The sequence below is a fragment of the Kitasatospora sp. NPDC023120 genome, from assembly GCF_055560835.1.
Window position 1 is genome coordinate 132,764 of the sequence record NZ_JBVHHY010000012.1, and the last position, 17,375, is coordinate 150,138.

The following is a 17,375-nucleotide window of genomic DNA, read 5'->3' on the forward strand; positions in this document are numbered from 1 at the left end:
GGAGCCCCACCGTGACAGGGATCGAGCGGATCGGCGTCCGCGTCTACACCGTCCCCACCGACGCCCCGGAGGCGGACGGCACCCTCGCCTGGGACCACACCACGCTCGTCCTCGTCGAGGCCGTCAGCGGCCCGCACACCGGCCTCGGCTGGACGTACGGCGCGCCCGCGACCGCCGCCGTGATCACCGAGGAACTCGCCCCGCTGGTCACCGGCCGCGACCCGCACGACACCGGCGGCGCCTACGAGGCGATGAACCGCGCGGTGCGCAACACCGGCCGCCCCGGCCTGGTCGCCGGCGCGATCTCGGCCGTCGACCTCGCCCTGTGGGACCTGCGCGGCCACCTGCTCGCCCTCCCGCTCGCCCGGCTGCTCGGCGGCGCCGCCCGCCCGGTCGCGGTGTACGGAAGCGGCGGCTTCACCACCTACTCGGCCGAGCAGCAGGAACGCCAACTGCGCCACTGGACCGAGGAGCAGGGCATCCCCCGGGTCAAGATCAAGATCGGTGAGTCCCGGGGCAGCCGCGAACGGCGCGACCTCCGGCGGGTCCGCGCCGCCCGCGCCACCGTCGGCGACCGGGTCGAGCTGTACACCGACGCCAACGGCGGCTACCGGCGCAAGCAGGCCGTCCGGATCGGCACCGCACTCGCCGACGCGGGCGTCACCTGGTTCGAGGAGCCGGTCTCCTCCGACGACCTCACCGGTCTGCGCGCCGTCCGCGACGCCGTCCCACCCGACGTCACGGCGGGGGAGTACGGCTACGACCTCGCCTACTTCGCCCGGATGATCCCCGCCGTCGACTGCCTGCAGGCCGACGCCACGCGCTGCGGCGGCCTCACCGGTTGGCTGCGCACCGCGGCCCTCGCCGAGGCCCACGGCCTGGACGTCTCCGCGCACTGCGCGCCCCACCTGCACGCCCACGGCGCCACCGCCGTCCCCAACTGCCGCCACCTGGAGTGGTTCCACGACCACGTCCGGATCGAGCGGATGCTCTTCGACGGCACCCTCGACCCGTCCGGCGGCACCGTCACCCCCGGCGCCGACGGCGCACCGGGCCACGGGCTTCGGCTGGCACCCGCCCGGGCGGCCGAGTACCGCGTCGCGTGAGAGGGCGCCCTGTCGGCATCAGCGGCCCGGTGGCCGGGCCAGGCGCGCCGCCGCCTCCAGCAGCATCGCGTGCACGAACGCCTGCGGCAGGTTGCCCCGTTGCTGGCGCTGCGCGATGTCGTACTCCTCGGAGAACAGCCCCGCCGACCCGCACAGCCCGCGGGTCGCCTCGAACCAGCGCGCCGCCTCGACGCCCTCGCCCTGCTGGTGCTCGGCGAGCGCCAGCAGGAACCCGCACAGCACGAACGCGCCCTCGGCCTCGGCCAGTGGCCGCTCGTCGTGCCGGAAGCGGTAGGCGTAGTGCCCGTCGGTGAGCTCGCGGCGGCAGGCGCGCAGCGTGGCGACCGTCCGCGGGTCGTCCGCCGCCGGAGTGCCGCGCACCGGCGGCAGCAGCAGCGCGAGGTCGGGCAGGGCGTCCCCGGGGGAGCGCTGCCAGCGGCCCGAGGGGTGCAGGGCGCGGCGGGAGGTGTGGGCCAGCAGCCGGTCCGCCAGCGCGCTCCAGCGCGCCGCCAGCCCGTCGGGCACGCCGGCCGGTCCGGCCGCCTCAGGGCGGGCGATCGCGCGCAGCCCGGCGGCGCAGATCAGCCGGCTGTGCGTCCAGGCGCGTTCCCCCAACTCCCAGATCCCGGCGTCCGGTTGGCGCCACCGGTGGGAGATCGCTTCGGCGGCGGTGCGCACCGCCGCCCGGGTGCCCGGATCCAGCCGGTCCCGCCGGGCGGCCGCCGCGTACAGCAGCAGGGCCTCGCCGAAGACGTCCAGCTGGAACTGCCGGGTGATCCGGTTGCCGATCCGGTCGTGTCCGCCCGGGTAACCGGGCAGGTCGACGGTCCGCTGGTCGGGCACCCGTCCGCCCGCCACCGTGTACGCCGGGGCGAGGCGGGGGCCGTCTTCGTCGAGGCGCGCCGTGGTGAACCGCACCGCGTGGTCCAGGAGCGGGTAGGGTCCGCAGGCCGCCGCCGCCTGGCCGGCCAGGCACTGGTCGCGGATCCAGACGTAGCGGTAGTCGTAGTTGCGGCCCGCCTCGGCCCGCTCGGGCAGGCTGGTGGTCGCCGCGGCGACCATGCCGCCGGTGGCGGGGGAGGTGAGCCCGAGCAGCACGGCGTAGGAGAAACGGGCGTCCCGGTCGTCCAGGGTGTGCCCGAGGTCCGGCACGGCCTCCCGCCAGGCGCGCTCGGTGGCCCGCCAGCAGCGCTCCGGCTCCGGTGGCGGCCCGTCGGGGCGGTGGTCGCAGACCTCCAGGACGAGGTCCAGCCGCTCGCGCGGGCGGAGGACGACCTCGGCGTCGAGCCGCCCGCCCGGTCCGGGCCGGGCCGCCCCGGCGCCCGTCCAGCGCAGCCGCAGCGGTCCGGCGCGCAGCGACCAGCCGTCCGCCGTCCGGCGGGGACCGCGGTCGCGGCGGGGGCCGAAGCCGGTGCCCGGCTGGAGGACCACCCGGAACCGGGCCGGCGCGTACTCGGCGGTGAGCCGGCGCAGCAGCACCAGCCGGTGCGGATCAGCGGGCAGGGCCAGCGCCTCCCGGCACTCCAGCACCCCGTCCCCGGTGATCCACCGGCTGCGGCGGATCAGCCCGCCGTCCTCGTAGTAGCCGCCGGGCACGAACCGGCCGACCGGTGTCACCGCGTACACGCCGGTGCCGCCGATCAGCCCGGCGAACAGCGGCTCGGAGTCCCAGCGGGGCGCGCACAGCCAGGCGACCTCGCCGAACGGGCCCACCAGCGCGCCGCGTTCACCGTCAGCGAGCAGCGCGTACTCGCGCAGGCTCCACGGCGGGAAGGCCTTCACGGCGCGCTCCCCGGCTCAGGCGACCCTCGGCAGGATCTGCTCGCGGTAGAAGTCGAAGAACCCCTCCTGCTCCTGGCCGATCTGCCCGACGTACACCTCGTCGAACCCGGCGCCGACGTATGCGCGCAGCCGGTTCGCATGCGCGTCGGGGTCGTCACCGCAGGTGACCGACCGGTCCACCATCTCCTCGGTGACCAGCTCGGTGGCCTGCTCGAAGTGCCGGGGTGTGGGCAGCACCTGGGCGAGCTCACCGGGCAGCAACTCGGTCGGCCAGAGCCGGTGGACGGTCTTCACCGCCCGTTCGCGCTCCTCCGACCAGCAGACCTTGACCCCGCCGAGCACCGGCCCGGTGCCGCCGGCCGCCCGGTAGCGGCCGATCAGCTCGGTGTCCGGGCTCATGGTGACCAGCCCGTCCGCGAACTCCGCCGCCCGTTCCGCGGCCTTGGGTCCGAACGCCGAGACGTACACCGGCAGCCGCCCCTCCTCCGGCGGCGTGTAGAGCCGGGCGTTCTCGACCGTGTAGTGCACGCCGTGGTGGGTCACGAGGCTGCCGGTGAACAACTCGCGCATCACCCCGACGGCCTCCTCCAGCATGTCCGCCCGGAGGTCGAACGGCGGCCAGCGGTCGCCCAGGACGTGCTCGTTGAGCGCCTCGCCGGTGCCGACCCCGAGCCGGAGCCCGCCCCCCAGCTGGACGTCCGCCGTGGCCGCCGCCTGCGCCGTGACGGCGGGGTGCAGCCGGACGGTGGGGCAGGTGACCAGCGTGGTCACGGGCAGCCGGGTGACCTGGGACAGCGCGCCGATCACACCCCAGACGAACGGGCTGTTGCCCTGGGCGTCGTTCCATGGGTGGAAGTGGTCGGAGATCGCCAGCCGGGTGAAGCCGGCCCGCTCCGCCAGCGTGGCCTGCTCGACCAGCTGGGCGGGGGTGAACTCCTCGCAGGACAGGAAGTAGCCGAACGCGGTCATGGCAGCCTCGGTTCGTCGATTGGCCCTACGCCGAGCGGCTAACCGGAGCGGGCACGGCGAAACCTCGGTGCCACGCGGCGGGTCGTCCCGTGAATAGCTTCGCGGAAGGCGGGGATACGCGAGGCCTGGCGGTGCCGTGCCTTCCCGAGGCCGGGCCGCCACCCGACCCGTCCCGCGACGGAAGGAGGAGCGTCGTGAGCGCCCCCGAGGAGAAGAAGGAAGCACCGGAGGTCGACGAGGAGACGCGGGAGCGCTCCTCGGAGCAGCGGAACATCACCGCCCCCACACCGCCGGACGTCAGAGCCAAGGCGGACGACGACGACCCCGAGCCCCCCGCAGCCGACACCTGGGCACCATGACCACGACCATCGCGGCCTCCGCCGCTACGACCCGGTGGGCTCCGGCCCCGTCTCGCCGGTGCCCTCCGGGTCGGCCGCCAGCGCCTCCCAGAACGCGACGTAGCCCTGTTCGTGGGCGATGCCGAGGGTGAGCAGCCGGGCGCGGGCCGGGGTGTCCGGGGCCTGTGGATCGAGTCCGGTGCGGAGGCCGAGGTAGGCGTCGCGCCACTGCCGGTGCCGGTCCGCTTGGGCCGCGGCCAGCTCGGCGATCTGTCCGGGCGCGCCGAGGTCGGCGAAGGTGAGCTTGAGCAGGGCGGGGTTCCGGGTTTCCGGCTCGGGGGTTTCCGGGTCGGCGAGCCAGTCGCGCAGGGCCTGGTGCCCGGCCGGGGTGAGGTGGAAGACCCGGCGTCGACGGCCGTGCTCCTCGGCGATCTCGCGCAGCAGGCCCAGCTCGGCCAGCCGCGGCGGGTCGCGGTAGAGCTGGGCGTGCGGGATCGGCCAGTACCGGCCCACCGAGGTCTCGACCTTGGACTTGAGGTCGTAGGGCGTCATCGGGCCGTGCCGGGCGATCAGGCCGAGGACCACCAGTTGGGAGGGTGTCAGGTCGGCGGTCACGGCCGGTGCTCCTTCCAGCGTCGTTTCGTTGACACCGTATCACCGAGACCGTTAGCGTCTCCGTGCTTCAACGGTATCAATGAGACTATGGAGTCACCGATGCGCCTGCACCCCGAGTTGGCCCACGTCCTGGACCGTGTCCCGCCCTTCGACCCGCTGGCCGACCCGGTGGCCACCCGGGCGTACGTGCGCTCCCTGCTGGCCGGGGTCCGCCCGGACGACGACCCGCGGATCACCGTCGAAACCACCACGATCCCGGGGCCGGTCGGCGGGCTCGACGTGCGGATCTACCGACCCGCCGTCGGCGACTCGACGCCGCGCCCGGGCGTGCTGTACTTCCACGGCGGCGCCTTCGTCTCCGGCGACCTCGACACCGGCGACGCCAACTGCCGCGACGTCTGCCTCGCCGCCGGGGCCGTGGTCGTCTCCGTGGGCTACCGGCTGGCCCCCGAACACCCCTACCCGGCCGCCTTCGACGACTGCTACTCCGCCCTGTGCTGGACCGCGGAGAACGCCGACACCCTGGACGTGGACCCCGCCCGCCTGGCCGTCGCCGGACGCTCGGCCGGTGGCGCGCTCGCCGCCGCCGTCGCCCTGGCCGCCAGAGACCGCGGCGGACCCGCGCTCGCGTTCCAACTCCTGCTCGTCCCCGCACTCGACGACCGAGGAGACCTGCCGTCGGTCGGCGAGTGCGTCGACGACCGGATCGTCGACGGGCGGGTCACCCGCGGCATGTGGAAGCCGTACCTCGGCTCCACCGCCGCGGATCCGTACGCCGCCCCGGCGCGCGCCCGGGACCTCGCCGGCCTGCCCCCGGCGTACCTCGAGATCTGCCAGGCCGACGCCCTGCGCGACGAGGCCCTGGAGTACGCACGCCGGCTCGTGGCCGCAGGCGTCCACACCGAGCTGCACCTGGTGCCGGGTGCGTTCCACCTCTTCGAGGGCTACGCCCCCGACAGCACGCTGGCCCGCCGCGCCACCGCGAACTGGACCTCGGCCGTCGCCCACGCCCTGCGCCCGAACGGCTCGGCGGATACGGGGACGGCCCAGCTCCCGGCCCCCTAAGGGTCGCGACGGGTCCTTCCCGGAGGGGATCAGTCCATCGCTGAGTGGACGTCAAGGCCCTTGCCCGCGGCCTACGGTCGCCGACATGAGCCGACTTCGCACCACCACTGCCGCCGCTGCAGCGCTGCTGCTCGCGCTGCCGCTCACCGCCGCCGCCGCGCCCGCCCTGGCTGCGCCCGGCGTCCCGGCCGGGGTCTCCGCCGCCGCCCCGACGACGCCCCCGACCGCCGACCGCATCGAACTCCCGCGCCCGACCGGGCCGTTCGCGGTCGGGCAGGAGGTCCTGCAGCTGGTCGACCAGAACCGCCCGGACCCGTGGGTCCCCTCCGCCGGTCCGCGCCGGCTGATGGTCTCGATGTACTACCCCGCGCACGCCGGGACGGGCAGCCCCGCCCCGTACATGACCGCCGGGGCGGCCCGCGGGCTACTGGACGGGAAGCTGCCGGGCAACACCATCGCGACCGAGTCGCTGACCGGAACCCGCACCTGGGCGGAGTCCGGTGCGCGCCCGCAGGGCGGGCACTACCCGCTGATCGTGCTGTCGCCCGGCTTCACCCTGCCCCGGACCTCGCTCACCGGCCTCGCGGAGGACCTGACCAGCCGCGGATACGTCGTCGCACTGATCGACCACACCTACGAGAACACCGGGACCACCTTCCCGGACGGACGGACGCTGCCGTGCGTGATGTGCGGCCGGCCCAAGGACTGGGCGCTGGTGGACGAGAGCCGGGCGAAGGACGTGTCCTTCGTCATCGACCGGCTGACCGACCGCCCCCACCCGGCCTGGCGCCACGCCCGCATGATCGACCGCGACCGGATCGGCATGGCCGGGCACTCGGCCGGCGGCGCGGCCACCGTCCCGGCCCTGCTCACCGACGACCGGATCCGCGCCGGGGCGGACCTCGACGGCACCATGGACGTCCTGGTACCCGCCTCCGGGATCGGCGGCAAGCCGTACCTGATGATGGGCCACCCGCTGGAGGGCGACGCCGATGACAGCAGCTGGGAGTCCAGCTGGCCCAACCTGGACGGCTGGAAGCGCTGGCTGACCGTCGACGGCACCAACCACCACAGCTTCACCGACTTCCCGGTGCTCCTCGAAGGGCTGGGTCTCCCCCAGGGGGCCGGGGCCACCATCTCGCCCGGGCGCGCCGTCGAGCTCACCCGCCGGTACGTCGGGGCCTTCTTCGACCTCCAGCTGAAGGGCGTCGAGCAGCCGCTCCTCGACGGCCCGACCGCCACCGCCCCGGAGGTCCGCTTCCACGCCTGAGCGCCGCGCCCCGAGGCCGCCGACACGCACGGCCGCCCCGGAAGTCGCCTTCCGGGGCGGCGGTGTGAGGGCCACCCGGCTGTTCCTGCTCGCCGTCAGCCTCCTCGCCCTCGCCCTCGCCCTCGCCTGAGCCGACGCCCCGGCGGGTTCGCCCGTCCGGCTGATCGAGGGCGCGGCATGCGGGGGCGGGCGGTAGCGGCCAGCTAGGGTCGGCGGGGCCGGTCCGCCCCAGTACGGGAGAACGATGCCGAGGGTCCCCTGTCTCCGCTCGCGGTGGGCGAGCGCCGCCGCCGGGCTGGCCGTGGTCGCCTCCGCCCTGGCGGGCTGCGGGAGCGGCGGGCAGTCCGGTGCCGTGACGCTGAACTGGTACAACTTCCCGGACGACTCCGGCGCCCTCCAACAGGCCGCCGACCGCTGCGGGCAGCAGTCCGGCGGGCGCTACACGATCCGCTACAACAAGCTGCCCCGCGGCGCGGACGGCCAACGCCAGCAACTGGTGCGCCGGATGGCGGCGCACGACACCGAGGTGGACATCCTCGGCCTGGACGTCACCTGGCCCGCCGAGTTCGCCGAAGCCGGCTGGATCCGCGAGTGGACCGGGGAACTGCGCGACCGGGGCACCGCCGACACCCTCGCCGCGGCGGTGCGCACCGCGACCTGGCGGGACCGGCTGTACGCCGTGCCCTACAACTCCAACACCCAACTCCTCTGGTACCGCGACGACTTGGTCCAGACACCGCCCAAGACCTGGGCCGAGATGCTGGCCAAGGCGGAGGAGCTCGCCCGCGCGGACAAACCGCACTACGTGGAGATCCAGGGCGCCCAGTACGAGGGACTGACGGTCTGGTTCAACACGCTCGTCTCCAGTGCGGGAGGCTCGATCCTCACCCCCGACGCGCAGGCGCCCTCGCTCGGGCCACCGGCCGTCGCGGCCGCCACGGTGATGCACGACCTGGCGACCTCCGCCGCCGCCGACCCCTCGCTGTCGAACCAGATGGAGGACCAGAACCGGCTCGCCATGGAGTCCGGCACGGCCGCCTTCGAGCTCAACTACCCCTTCGTCTACCCCTCGATGAAGGCCAACCGCCCCGAGCTGTTCCCGCACTTCCGCTGGGCCCCGTACCCCGCGGTGACCCCGGACCGACCCGCCCACGTCACCATCGGCGGGATCGACCTCGCGGTGGGCGCCTACAGCCGGCACCCCGACCTCGCCTTCGAAGCCACCCTGTGCCTGCGCGACCGCGACAACCAGCTCACCAACGCGCTCAAGGGCGGCCTCCCGCCCTCGCTGCGCAGCCTCTACCAGGCCGCGGAACTCACCAGCAGCTACCCCTTCGCCGCCGACGTGCTCGCCGCCCTCGACTCCGCGAGCATCCGACCGCAGACCCCGGCCTACCAGAACGTCTCCATCGCCGTCTCCCACACCCTCTCCCCGCCCGCCGACATCCGCCCGGAGCAGGACGTGGCCGACCTCCGCGGGCAGATCCAGGACGCCCTCGGCTCGAAGGGGCTGATCCCGTGACACCCTCCACCGCAGTCGGCGGCGGGGCCGCCCGGACACCGGCCGCGCCCGCCGGACCGTCCCGCGGCGCCCGCCAGGAACGCCGGCTGGGCCTGCTGCTCTGCGCCCCCGCCGTCGTCGTGATGCTCGCCGTCACCGCCTACCCGATCGGCTACGCCGTCTACCTCTCGCTGCAGCGCTACGACCTGCGCTTCCCCGAGCAGGCGCACTGGGTCGGGCTCGCCAACTACGGCGCCGTGCTGACCTCGACGTACTGGTGGCAGGCGCTCGGCGTCACCGTGCTGATCACCGCGGTGTCCGTCGCCGTCGAGCTGGTCCTCGGACTCGCGCTCGCCCTGGTGATGCACCGCGCCGTCTTCGGACGCGGGACCGTCCGCACCGCCGTCCTGGTGCCGTACGGGATCGTCACCGTCGTCGCCGCCTACTCCTGGCAGTACGCCTGGACACCCGGCACCGGCTACCTGGCCGCGCTGCTGCCCGAGGGCAGCGCGCCGCTGACCGATCAGTGGCCCGCGATCGGCCTGATCATCCTCGCCGAGGTGTGGAAGACCACCCCGTTCATGGCCCTCCTCCTGCTCGCGGGCCTCGCGCTGGTGCCCGACGAGACCGTCCGCGCGGCGATGGTGGACGGGGCGACCTTCGGGCAGCGGCTGCGCCTGGTGATCCTGCCGCTGATGAAACCGGCGATCCTGGTCGCCCTGCTCTTCCGCACCCTGGACGCCTTCCGGATCTTCGACAACATCTACGTGCTGACCGGCGGCTCCAACGGCACCGGCTCGGTCTCGATCCTGGGCTACGACAACCTCTTCACCGCGCTCAACCTCGGCATCGGCTCGGCGATCTCCGTCCTGATCTTCGTCTGCGTCGCCCTCATCGCCCTGGTCTTCGTCAAACTGTTCGGCGCGGCCACCCCGGGCGCCGAACCGGAGCGCCGATGACCACCCGCCACATGACCACCCGCCACTCCCGCACGCTGACCGGCTGGGGCGTCGCCAACCTGGTCGTCGTCCTCTACGCGCTCTTCCCCGTCTGGTGGATCGTGGCGCTCTCCTTCAAGGACCCCAGCACCCTCTCCGACGGCAACTTCGTGCCCCGCCAGTGGACCTGGGCGAACTACCGCGGCATCTTCGAGACCTCGGAGTTCACCCGGGCCCTGGTGAACTCGATCGGGATCGCGGTGATCGCCACCACCATCGCCGTCGTGCTCGGCACCATGGCCGCCTACGCGGTGGCCCGGCTGCGCTTCCCCGGCAAACGGCTGCTGATCGGGGTGTCCCTGCTGATCGCGATGTTCCCGCCGATCTCACTGGTCTCACCGCTGTTCGAGATCGAACGGGCGCTCGGCCTCTTCGACACCTGGGCCGGGCTGATCATCCCGTACATGACCTTCTCGCTGCCGCTGGCGATCTACACGCTCTCGGCGTTCTTCCGCGAGATCCCCTGGGACCTGGAGAAGGCCGCCAAGGTCGACGGCGCCACCCCGTGGCAGGCGTTCCGGCTGGTCATCGCCCCGCTGGCGGCGCCCGGCGTGTTCACCACCGGCATCCTGGTCTTCATCTTCTGCTGGAACGACTTCCTGTTCGCCATCTCGCTGACCTCCACCACCTCGGCCCGCACCGTGCCGGCCGCCATCGCCTTCTTCACCGGGAGCTCCCAGTTCGAGCAGCCGACCGGCTCGATCGCGGCCGCCGCCGTGATCATCACGATCCCGATCGTGGTCTTCGTGCTGCTCTTCCAACGCCGCATCGTCGCCGGCCTCACCGCCGGCGCAGTCAAAGGTTGAGCCCGCCGCACCCGGCGGGACCAGGAAGGCGGACCGTGGCCGAGATCGTCCTCGACGGCATCACCAAGCGCTACCCCGACGGCGCCCTCGCCGTCCACGACATCGACCTCACCATCGCCGACGGCGAGTTCGTGATCCTGGTCGGCCCCTCCGGCTGCGGCAAGTCCACCACCCTCAACATGATCGCCGGGCTGGAGGACATCACCGAAGGCACCCTGCGCATCGCCGGACAGGTCGTCAACGACCGCGCGCCCAAGGACCGCGACATCGCCATGGTCTTCCAGAGCTACGCCCTCTACCCACACATGAGCGTGCGCGACAACATGGGCTTCGCGCTGCGCCTGGCCAAGGTCGACAAGGCGACCATCGCCGCCAAGGTCGAGGAGGCCGCCCGCATCCTGGACCTGACCGGGCACCTCGACCGCAAGCCCGCCAACCTCTCCGGCGGGCAGCGCCAGCGGGTCGCGATGGGGCGGGCGATCGTCCGCGACCCCAAGGCCTTCCTGATGGACGAGCCGCTCTCCAACCTCGACGCCAAGCTCCGGGTCCAGATGCGCACCCAGATCGCCGCGCTCCAGCGCCGCCTGGGCACCACCACCGTCTACGTCACCCACGACCAGGTGGAGGCCATGACGCTCGGCGACCGGGTGGTCGTCATGCGGGCCGGCGTCGTCCAGCAGGTCGGCTCCCCGCAGCACCTGTACGACGAGCCGGTCAACCTCTTCGTCGCCGGGTTCATCGGCTCACCCGGCATGAACTTCCTCGGCGCCGCACTGGAGGAGAACGCGCTGCGCACCTCGCTGGGCGCGCTGCCGCTGGACGACCGCACCCGGCGCGCCCTGGAACGCGCGGACGCCCCGCGCGAACTGGTCGTCGGCATCCGCCCCGAGGACTTCGAGGACGCCGCCCTGGTCGAGCACGCCGGGCCCACCGGTGGGGTCACCTGCACCGTCACCGTCGAGGTCCGGGAGTCCGTGGGCTCGGACGTCTACGTGCACTTCGCCGAGCAGGGCGGTCCGGCGCCGACGGAGGAGCTCGCCGAGCTGGCCGAACTCGCCGCCGACTCGGGGCGGGCCGACACCGGCATGCGGGAGCACCGCGTGGTCGCACGGCTGAACCCCGCCACCCGCGCCACCGAGGGCGCCCCGCTGGAGCTGCGGGTTGACACCGCCCGGATCCACGTCTTCGACCCCCGCACCGGAGCCAACCTGACCCACCCGCAGCGCCCGGCCGGCTAGGGCGTGCCCTGGTACCCGGAGCTCAGGCGGTGCCGCCCTCCTGCCGGCTCATCCAGTCCATGATGGCCGCTTCGGTGCGGGCGAGCTTGTCGGTCGGGCTGAACTGGAGCAGTTCGGTGCCGGCGTCGACGTACGGGCGGTGTCCCGGCGGCTGGTAGAACGCGTCGCCGGCCTCGTACACCTCCTCCTCGTCCCCGACGACGAAGCGCATCCGGCCCGCGATGACGTACCCCCAGTGCGGACACTGGCACGATCCCTCCGGCAGCGCCTGCAGCGGCCCGTCCAGGTCGGCGTCGGCGGCGAAGGAGACGAACTCGACGGTGTAGCCCTCCATCTCCGCGCGGCGGTCGGTCACCGGACCGAACTCCTGGACCTGCGGCGCTGACTCCTTGGACACCTTCGGCATCGGTACCACTCCTCTCGGCGACGACCCCGAGACTTCCCATCGCTTCGAGTCGACCACCCCGCACGGCAGGGCGCATCCGGGGTGGTCGACGACGAACGCGGGAGTGGTGTCAGACCGCCGCTGCCGGGGTGGCCGGCGGGCGGCGGGACAGCGCCTCGGAGGCCTTGGCCGTGGCGTACAGGGAGACGGCGAGGGCGACGACCAGGGCGGCGCCGGCGGCGAACACGCTGCCGGAGGAGACGGCCTTGGCGCTGCCGGCCTCGGTCCGGGCTGATCCGGCGAGGAAGGGCAGGACCGCCAGCACCGCGACCCCGAGGACGACCTCGCCCCAGACGACCTTCGGGAAGTGGCGCAGCGTGAGGTGGCGCAGCGAGGCGGTGTCGTCGGCGCGGCGGGCCCGGGCGATGCGCGGCATGAGCCAGAACTGGTTGACGGCGCCGGCGGCGACCAGGCCGAGGACGAGGGCGACCTTGACGAGCAGGGCGATGCCGTAGCCGGTGGTCCAGAGCTGGGACACCGCGCCGACGTGCTTCCAGCTGAGCCACAGGCCGGAGACGAGGGCGGCGCCGACGCAGACCAGGGCGACGAGGCTGAAGCGGCGCCACAGGTCGGCCCAGAGCAGGCCGGCGCCGTCGCCGAGGCGGCCGCGGGTGCCGGCGAGCGAGACGAGCAGGGCGAGACCGCCGAGCCAGACGGTGCCGGAGACGATGTGGACCTGGTCGAGGGCCAGGTCGAGCCAGCGGTCGAGGTCGGCGGGCTTGGTGGTCGGTACGGCGGCGATCAGGGTGACGGCGAGGGCGGCCGGCAGGACGGCGAGGACGATGCGGTCGGTGTGGCGGCGGGCGGCCGGGACGAACAGGGCGACGAGAACGGCGGCCGTGGCGAGGAGGACGACGTTCTGGACCAGGTAGACGGTGCCCTGGGCGATCCAGGCGCCCTTGGCGGCGGGGGCCCGGAGGAAGTCCGCGATCTTGTCCGGGGCGAGCGCCTCGCCGAAGGGCATGCCCTTGCCGGAGCGGGCGACGCGGGCGGCGAGCTGGAAGTAGCCGGCGACCAGCAGCACCACGCCCGCCCAGGCGAGGTGGGTCGCCGATCTGGATCTCAGCACCGCGGCGTCGTCGGTACCACCGTTCGCGGCACTGGCCCTGAGGGCGGGACGGACGGTGGTGGCGTACGTGACGGCGGTGCCGATGGCGCCGCTGAGGCCGATGAAGTAGCCGGTTTTGGTGAGGACCCGCCAGAGCTGGGGCGCGGTGTATCCGGCCGTGTTCGCGGCCAACAGCAGACTGTTCATGAGGAAAGGCTAACCTTCCTAAGGGTAGCCTTTCCTCATTCTGCGTCATCGGTTGTTCGACCGTCATCAACCTGTGATTTCCCGTCCGGTCGGCGCGGGGTCGGACCGGGGTGGAGGGCCACCAGCAGCAGCAGCGCGGCCGCCTGGACGACCGTCACCGCCGCGACCAGGGCGGACACGGACACCTCGTACAGTGCCCCGGTCAGGGCGCCGCCCGCGAGGGTCGCGGCACCGACGACGGCGGCGAAGACGCCGTAGGCGGTGGCCCGGCGGGCGGCGGGCACGAGATCGGCGACAATGGCGCGCAGCGTCGACTCCTGCACGCCCATCACCGCTCCCCACAGCAGGACGCCCGCGACCACCGCGGCCCGCGTGCCGGCGAAGGCGAGCGCGGTCATGGCGGCGACCAGCACGGGCAGCACCGCCAGGACGCGCGGCCCGACGCGGTCGTACAGCCAGCCGGTGGCCAGCGCGACGAGGGCGTCGGCGAGCATCGCCGCCGCGTACAGCACCGGCACCAGCGAGGCCGGCACCAGGTGGCGGTGGACGAGGTGGAAGGAGACCACGCCGAAGGTGGCGAAGCCCGTGGTCGTGGCCGCGGTGAAGGCCGCGTACAGCCAGAACGCGCGTGGCAGCCGACTCCGTCCGGGGCCTCCGACCGGGCGGGCGGGCGCCGCGGCCGACTCGTAGCGGGCGGGTTCGGGCACCCGGGCGCGCAGCCACACCAGCAGGGCGAGCGCCGCGAGGCCCGGGACGGCGAGGACGCCCAGCGCGGGCGCGTAGCTGCCGGTCGCGGCCAGGACCCCGGCCACCGTCAGCGGGCCGATCACCGCCCCGAACTGGTCGAGCGCCTCGTGCACCGCGAACCCCCGGCCCCGGCCGGTGGCGGCGGTGGCGTGCGAGAGCAGGGTGTCCTTGGCCGGGGAGCGGACGGCCTTGCCGATCCGCTCCGCCACCACCAGGACGCACGCCGCCGTGAGCGACCCGGCCACGCCCAGCAGCGGCACCGCGGCGACGGTCAGCGCGTACCCGGCGATGGTCAGCGCCCAGAACCGCCCGGTGCGGTCCGCCAGCGGCCCCGACACCAGCCGCAGGCCGAAGGCCGCGGCCTCCCCGGCCCCGGTGACCACGCCGATCACCAGCGCGGACGCGCCGAGGGAGGCGAGCAGCGGACCGGTGACGGACCGGGCGCCCTCGTAGACGAAGTCCGCGAGCAGGCTGACGACACCGAACCAGACGACGAACCGCCACGGCCGCATGCCGGTCGACCGCTTCGCCGCGGCGGGCCGGTCGGTCCCCCCGGTGTTCGTCCCCACAGGTACACAGGTACCCGTCTCCTGCTCGCGCGGCACCCGGGCACGCGGGTGGGAGCGTCGCGGGTAGGAGCCGCCGTGGGAGGACTGCCGCAGGCCGGGTGCGGTGGGTCGCCGAGGTGCGCGTGCGCAGCAGCGGGAGTTGGCTGGAAACCACCGGGGTTTCGAACCGGGACGAGAGCGAAGGAGCGGTGACATGGCTGTGGTGATGTCGATGCGCTGGGCCGGGGTGACACCCGAGCAGTACGACACCGTGCGTGACGCCGTCCGCTGGGAGGAACTCGCGCCCGCCGGCGCACACCTGCACGTCGCCTGGTTCGACGATCAGAGCCTGCACGTGACCGACGTGTGGGAGTCCCAGCAGGACTTCGAGACCTTCTTCGCCGAGCGGCTGGCGGCCGAGGTGCAGAAGGCCGGAATCGCCGGCGAGCCCGAGGTGGTGTTCAGCCCGCTCCACCGGCGCTTCATCGTGGAGGGCGTCACCGGCGCCGCGTGACGGCAAGACGCGGCCGCTCCCCGTCCTCGGGGGAGCGGCCGGTCAGCAGCCGCCCGGCACCCGTCCGGACCAGGGGCGGGCGCGTTCCAGCTGTCCGGCGAGGCGGAACAGGGTGGCCTCGCCGCCGGGCCGGCCGAGGAAGTGGACGCCCACGGGAAGGCCCGCCCCCGACCAGTGCAGCGGGACGGACATCGCCGGAGCGCCGGTGAGGTTGGCGACGACGGCGGGGAAGGCGATGAACGGCGCACTGTGCCGGGCGGTGCGCCAGGGGTCGTCCTCGGTGGAGGTCAGCAGCACCACCTCGGCGCCCGGCAGCGCGGGCAGCGGATGCCCGTCGGGCAGTTCGACGTCCCGGTAGGTGCCGATCAGCAGCAGCGGCTCGTGCCGGGCGCGCCGGCCCAGGTGGCCGAGCAGCACTACCGAGGCGGCGTCCGCCCACTGCAGGTCGTCCAGGACCGCGACCAGCGGGCGGCCGTCGTCCAGCAGCAGTCCCGCTCCGATCACGGGGCGCGGACGATGACCACAGGGCAGTCGGCGTGCTGCGCGCAGCGGGTGCTGACCGAGCCGAGCAGGGCGCGGGTGAAGCCGCCGTGGCCGTGGCTGCCCACCACCAGGAGCTCGGCGCCCTGCGACGCGTCGATGAGAACGTCCGAAGGGTCGCCCATCACCAGCGTCGAGCGGACCTCCACCGGGCGGTCCGTGCCGAGCACGGTGTGGAGTTCGTCGGTGAACCGCCGCTCGGCGACGTCGCGGTCGAGGGCCATGTCCACCACCGGCGCCGACCAGCCGACGCGGCTCGGCGGCTCCCACGCGCCGATCGCGTCCACGACCCCGCCGATCAGCGTGGCGTGCCGGACCGCCCAGCGCAGTGCGGCGTGCGACGACGGCGAGCCGTCGACGCCGACCACGACGCGGGGAGCGGAGTCGTTAGCGTCCATGGGTAACCGTCCTGTCGATCGACGCCCCTTCTCCCCACGGTGCGGGCCGTCCGACGCCGCCGCCAGTACGGTCCGGCAGCCGGGTGACGGCGGCGGCCACCGTCCCGGCGACCGCTCAGCCGGCCAGGCCCGGCAGCACCTCGGTGCCCGGCAGCCGGGCCAGCGCCCACCCGGGCAGGATCAGCTTGCCCCGGCGCCGACCGCTGCCGACCAGGACGTACGGGGCCGCGACCACCGCCTCGTCGACGAGCAGCGGCCAGGCGGCGGGCAGGCCGACGGGGGTGATGCCGCCGTATTCCATGCCGGTCAGCTCGACCGCGGTGTCCATCGAGGCGAAGGACGCCTTGCGCGCGCCGAGGTGGGTACGGACCGTCCGGTTGACGTCGACCCGGGTGGTGGCCAGGGCGAGGCACCCGGCGTGCGTGACCTCGCCGGCGCGTTTGGCGGCGACCACCACGCAGTTCGCGGAGAGCTCGGGAGGCGCGTCGTAGGCCTCGCAGAACACCGCGGTGTCCGCCTTCTCGGGGTCGGTGTCCACGTAGAGCACGGACGCGGCGGCTTCCCGGTCGTCCCAGTTCTTCAGGGCGTCGGCCACGGGGCCGGCGAGGTCGTCGCAGACCGACAGGGCGGTGAAGGCCGCCGGGAAGTTGCCGAAGGGCGGGGGTACGGACTGGCTCATGCCCGGACTGTACCGGCGCGCGCTACCCCCAGTACCCCGTGTGCACGGCCGCGGCCTCCTCGAACAGGTGCGGACCGGACACCTCCACGGTGTTGCCGCCGGCCGCGAAGACCTGCCGGCACGGCAGTTCGAGCACCGGCTCGTCCGGGTCGACCCCCGCGATGGCGTTCAGCTCGGTGGCGGAGAGCGCGTAGACGACCCGCCGGATGCCGCTCCAGTAGATCGCGCCGGCGCACATCGCGCACGGCTCGGTGCTGCTGTACAGGGTGGCCCTGGTCAGCTGGGTCGGGGCGAGGGTGCGGGAGGCCTGTCGCACCAGGTTGGTCTCCGCGTGGGCGGTGACGTCGCGGTCCGACAGCACCGAGTTCTCGGCGGTGAGCAGGACGTTCCCGTCGTGGTCGGTCAGCAGCGCGCCGAAGGGGTGGTTGCCGTGCGCTCGCGCGCTGTTCGCGAGTTCGAGGGCGGCGAGCAGGTGGGTGCGGGTGAGGTCGGCCATGGCGTACTCCTCGGGTGGGCCGGGGGGGATGGGGTTGAACGTATGACGTCTGCTGTCGGACGAAA

At 73.9% G+C, this 17,375-nt stretch carries 19 protein-coding genes; 9 read left to right on the forward strand and 10 right to left on the reverse strand.

Annotation, left to right across the window (positions count from 1 at the left end):
• The first annotated feature begins 20 nt into the window (after positions 1–20).
• A complete protein-coding gene (locus tag ACZ3TI_RS19510; RefSeq protein WP_465727942.1) occupies positions 21–1,106 on the forward strand; it encodes an enolase C-terminal domain-like protein in 1,086 nt (361 codons plus the stop codon).
• Positions 1,107–1,124: 18 nt separating this feature from the next.
• Here ACZ3TI_RS19510 and ACZ3TI_RS19515 read toward each other — a convergent pair whose 3' ends face one another.
• Positions 1,125–2,888 (reverse strand): glycoside hydrolase family 15 protein, encoded by a 1,764-nt coding sequence (locus ACZ3TI_RS19515; protein ID WP_465727698.1) that lies wholly within the window; start codon positions 2,886–2,888, stop codon positions 1,125–1,127.
• A 15-nt stretch (positions 2,889–2,903) separates the two neighbouring features.
• Positions 2,904–3,857, reverse strand: a complete 954-nt coding sequence (locus ACZ3TI_RS19520; protein ID WP_465727700.1) for a TIGR03557 family F420-dependent LLM class oxidoreductase — start codon at positions 3,855–3,857, stop codon at positions 2,904–2,906.
• A gap of 194 nt (positions 3,858–4,051) precedes the next feature.
• On the opposite strand from ACZ3TI_RS19520, the gene ACZ3TI_RS19525 reads away from it, so the two are divergent.
• Positions 4,052–4,216 carry a hypothetical protein gene (locus ACZ3TI_RS19525; RefSeq protein ID WP_465727702.1) on the forward strand — a complete coding sequence of 55 codons (165 nt, stop codon included), beginning with the start codon at positions 4,052–4,054 and terminating at the stop codon, positions 4,214–4,216.
• 24 nt (positions 4,217–4,240) lie between these two features.
• On the opposite strand, the gene ACZ3TI_RS19530 is transcribed toward ACZ3TI_RS19525, so the two are convergent.
• Positions 4,241–4,810: a PadR family transcriptional regulator gene (locus ACZ3TI_RS19530; RefSeq protein ID WP_465727704.1), complete on the reverse strand. Its 570-nt coding sequence runs from the start codon at positions 4,808–4,810 to the stop codon at positions 4,241–4,243.
• A gap of 99 nt (positions 4,811–4,909) precedes the next feature.
• Between ACZ3TI_RS19530 and ACZ3TI_RS19535 the strand changes: the two genes are divergently transcribed.
• The 6 genes from ACZ3TI_RS19535 (at position 4,910) to ACZ3TI_RS19560 (ending at position 11,688) form a co-directional block, all read left to right on the forward strand.
• Positions 4,910–5,875: an alpha/beta hydrolase gene (locus tag ACZ3TI_RS19535; protein ID WP_465727706.1), complete on the forward strand. Its 966-nt coding sequence runs from the start codon at positions 4,910–4,912 to the stop codon at positions 5,873–5,875.
• Positions 5,876–5,960: 85 nt separating this feature from the next.
• Positions 5,961–7,145 carry an alpha/beta hydrolase family protein gene (locus ACZ3TI_RS19540; RefSeq protein ID WP_465727708.1) on the forward strand — a complete coding sequence of 395 codons (1,185 nt, stop codon included), beginning with the start codon at positions 5,961–5,963 and terminating at the stop codon, positions 7,143–7,145.
• Between the two features lie 244 nt (positions 7,146–7,389).
• Positions 7,390–8,667 (forward strand): ABC transporter substrate-binding protein, encoded by a 1,278-nt coding sequence (locus tag ACZ3TI_RS19545; RefSeq protein ID WP_465727710.1) that lies wholly within the window; start codon positions 7,390–7,392, stop codon positions 8,665–8,667.
• Positions 8,668–8,753: 86 nt separating this feature from the next.
• The gene (locus ACZ3TI_RS19550) at positions 8,754–9,605 is read left to right on the forward strand and encodes a carbohydrate ABC transporter permease (RefSeq protein ID WP_465727944.1); all 852 of its coding nucleotides are present in this window, start codon (positions 8,754–8,756) and stop codon (positions 9,603–9,605) included.
• Complete coding sequence (locus ACZ3TI_RS19555; RefSeq protein WP_465727712.1) at positions 9,602–10,450, forward strand: carbohydrate ABC transporter permease; 849 nt, start codon at positions 9,602–9,604, stop codon at positions 10,448–10,450. The genes ACZ3TI_RS19550 and ACZ3TI_RS19555 overlap by 4 nt, the downstream gene beginning before the upstream one ends.
• Before the next feature lie 35 nt (positions 10,451–10,485).
• The gene (locus ACZ3TI_RS19560) at positions 10,486–11,688 is read left to right on the forward strand and encodes an ABC transporter ATP-binding protein (RefSeq protein ID WP_465727714.1); all 1,203 of its coding nucleotides are present in this window, start codon (positions 10,486–10,488) and stop codon (positions 11,686–11,688) included.
• Positions 11,689–11,710: 22 nt separating this feature from the next.
• Here the strand turns inward: ACZ3TI_RS19560 and ACZ3TI_RS19565 are convergent, their stop codons facing one another.
• From ACZ3TI_RS19565 to ACZ3TI_RS19575, 3 genes are all read right to left on the reverse strand, one after another.
• On the reverse strand, positions 11,711–12,094 hold the full coding sequence (locus ACZ3TI_RS19565; RefSeq protein WP_465727716.1) for a cupin domain-containing protein: 384 nt from the start codon (positions 12,092–12,094) through the stop codon (positions 11,711–11,713).
• 109 nt (positions 12,095–12,203) lie between these two features.
• On the reverse strand, positions 12,204–13,388 hold the full coding sequence (locus tag ACZ3TI_RS19570; RefSeq protein ID WP_465727718.1) for a copper resistance D family protein: 1,185 nt from the start codon (positions 13,386–13,388) through the stop codon (positions 12,204–12,206).
• 35 nt (positions 13,389–13,423) lie between these two features.
• A complete protein-coding gene (locus ACZ3TI_RS19575; protein ID WP_465727720.1) occupies positions 13,424–14,647 on the reverse strand; it encodes an MFS transporter in 1,224 nt (407 codons plus the stop codon).
• Positions 14,648–14,897: 250 nt separating this feature from the next.
• Here ACZ3TI_RS19575 and ACZ3TI_RS19580 point away from each other — a divergent pair, with 250 nt between their 5' ends.
• Positions 14,898–15,197: a hypothetical protein gene (locus ACZ3TI_RS19580; protein WP_465727722.1), complete on the forward strand. Its 300-nt coding sequence runs from the start codon at positions 14,898–14,900 to the stop codon at positions 15,195–15,197.
• Positions 15,198–15,239: 42 nt separating this feature from the next.
• On the opposite strand, the gene ACZ3TI_RS19585 is transcribed toward ACZ3TI_RS19580, so the two are convergent.
• The 4 genes from ACZ3TI_RS19585 to ACZ3TI_RS19600 all read right to left on the reverse strand — a co-directional run bounded on the left by ACZ3TI_RS19585 (position 15,240) and on the right by ACZ3TI_RS19600 (position 17,310).
• The gene (locus tag ACZ3TI_RS19585) at positions 15,240–15,701 is read right to left on the reverse strand and encodes an amidase family protein (RefSeq protein WP_465727724.1); all 462 of its coding nucleotides are present in this window, start codon (positions 15,699–15,701) and stop codon (positions 15,240–15,242) included.
• Positions 15,698–16,135: a universal stress protein gene (locus tag ACZ3TI_RS19590; protein ID WP_465727726.1), complete on the reverse strand. Its 438-nt coding sequence runs from the start codon at positions 16,133–16,135 to the stop codon at positions 15,698–15,700. The genes ACZ3TI_RS19585 and ACZ3TI_RS19590 overlap by 4 nt, the downstream gene beginning before the upstream one ends.
• Positions 16,136–16,250: 115 nt before the next feature.
• Positions 16,251–16,814, reverse strand: coding sequence for a YbaK/EbsC family protein (locus tag ACZ3TI_RS19595; RefSeq protein ID WP_465727728.1), 564 nt, complete (start codon positions 16,812–16,814; stop codon positions 16,251–16,253).
• 22 nt (positions 16,815–16,836) lie between these two features.
• Positions 16,837–17,310 carry a nucleoside deaminase gene (locus ACZ3TI_RS19600; protein WP_465727730.1) on the reverse strand — a complete coding sequence of 158 codons (474 nt, stop codon included), beginning with the start codon at positions 17,308–17,310 and terminating at the stop codon, positions 16,837–16,839.
• Between the last annotated feature and the right edge of the window lie 65 nt (positions 17,311–17,375).

Excerpts from the sequence above, each read along its gene's own strand:
- ACZ3TI_RS19570 (WP_465727718.1), bottom strand. The coding sequence starts at position 13,388 with ATGAACAGTCTGCTGTTGGCCGCGAACACGGCCGGATACACCGCGCCC.
- ACZ3TI_RS19565 (WP_465727716.1), bottom strand. The coding sequence starts at position 12,094 with ATGCCGAAGGTGTCCAAGGAGTCAGCGCCGCAGGTCCAGGAGTTCGGT.
- ACZ3TI_RS19540 (WP_465727708.1), top strand. The coding sequence starts at position 5,961 with ATGAGCCGACTTCGCACCACCACTGCCGCCGCTGCAGCGCTGCTGCTC.
- ACZ3TI_RS19580 (WP_465727722.1), top strand. The coding sequence starts at position 14,898 with ATGGCTGTGGTGATGTCGATGCGCTGGGCCGGGGTGACACCCGAGCAG.
- ACZ3TI_RS19595 (WP_465727728.1), bottom strand. The coding sequence starts at position 16,814 with ATGAGCCAGTCCGTACCCCCGCCCTTCGGCAACTTCCCGGCGGCCTTC.
- ACZ3TI_RS19555 (WP_465727712.1), top strand. The coding sequence starts at position 9,602 with ATGACCACCCGCCACATGACCACCCGCCACTCCCGCACGCTGACCGGC.
- ACZ3TI_RS19590 (WP_465727726.1), bottom strand. The coding sequence starts at position 16,135 with ATGGACGCTAACGACTCCGCTCCCCGCGTCGTGGTCGGCGTCGACGGC.
- ACZ3TI_RS19545 (WP_465727710.1), top strand. The coding sequence starts at position 7,390 with ATGCCGAGGGTCCCCTGTCTCCGCTCGCGGTGGGCGAGCGCCGCCGCC.
- ACZ3TI_RS19600 (WP_465727730.1), bottom strand. The coding sequence starts at position 17,310 with ATGGCCGACCTCACCCGCACCCACCTGCTCGCCGCCCTCGAACTCGCG.
- ACZ3TI_RS19535 (WP_465727706.1), top strand. The coding sequence starts at position 4,910 with ATGCGCCTGCACCCCGAGTTGGCCCACGTCCTGGACCGTGTCCCGCCC.
- ACZ3TI_RS19520 (WP_465727700.1), bottom strand. The coding sequence starts at position 3,857 with ATGACCGCGTTCGGCTACTTCCTGTCCTGCGAGGAGTTCACCCCCGCC.
- ACZ3TI_RS19575 (WP_465727720.1), bottom strand. The coding sequence starts at position 14,647 with ATGCGGCCGTGGCGGTTCGTCGTCTGGTTCGGTGTCGTCAGCCTGCTC.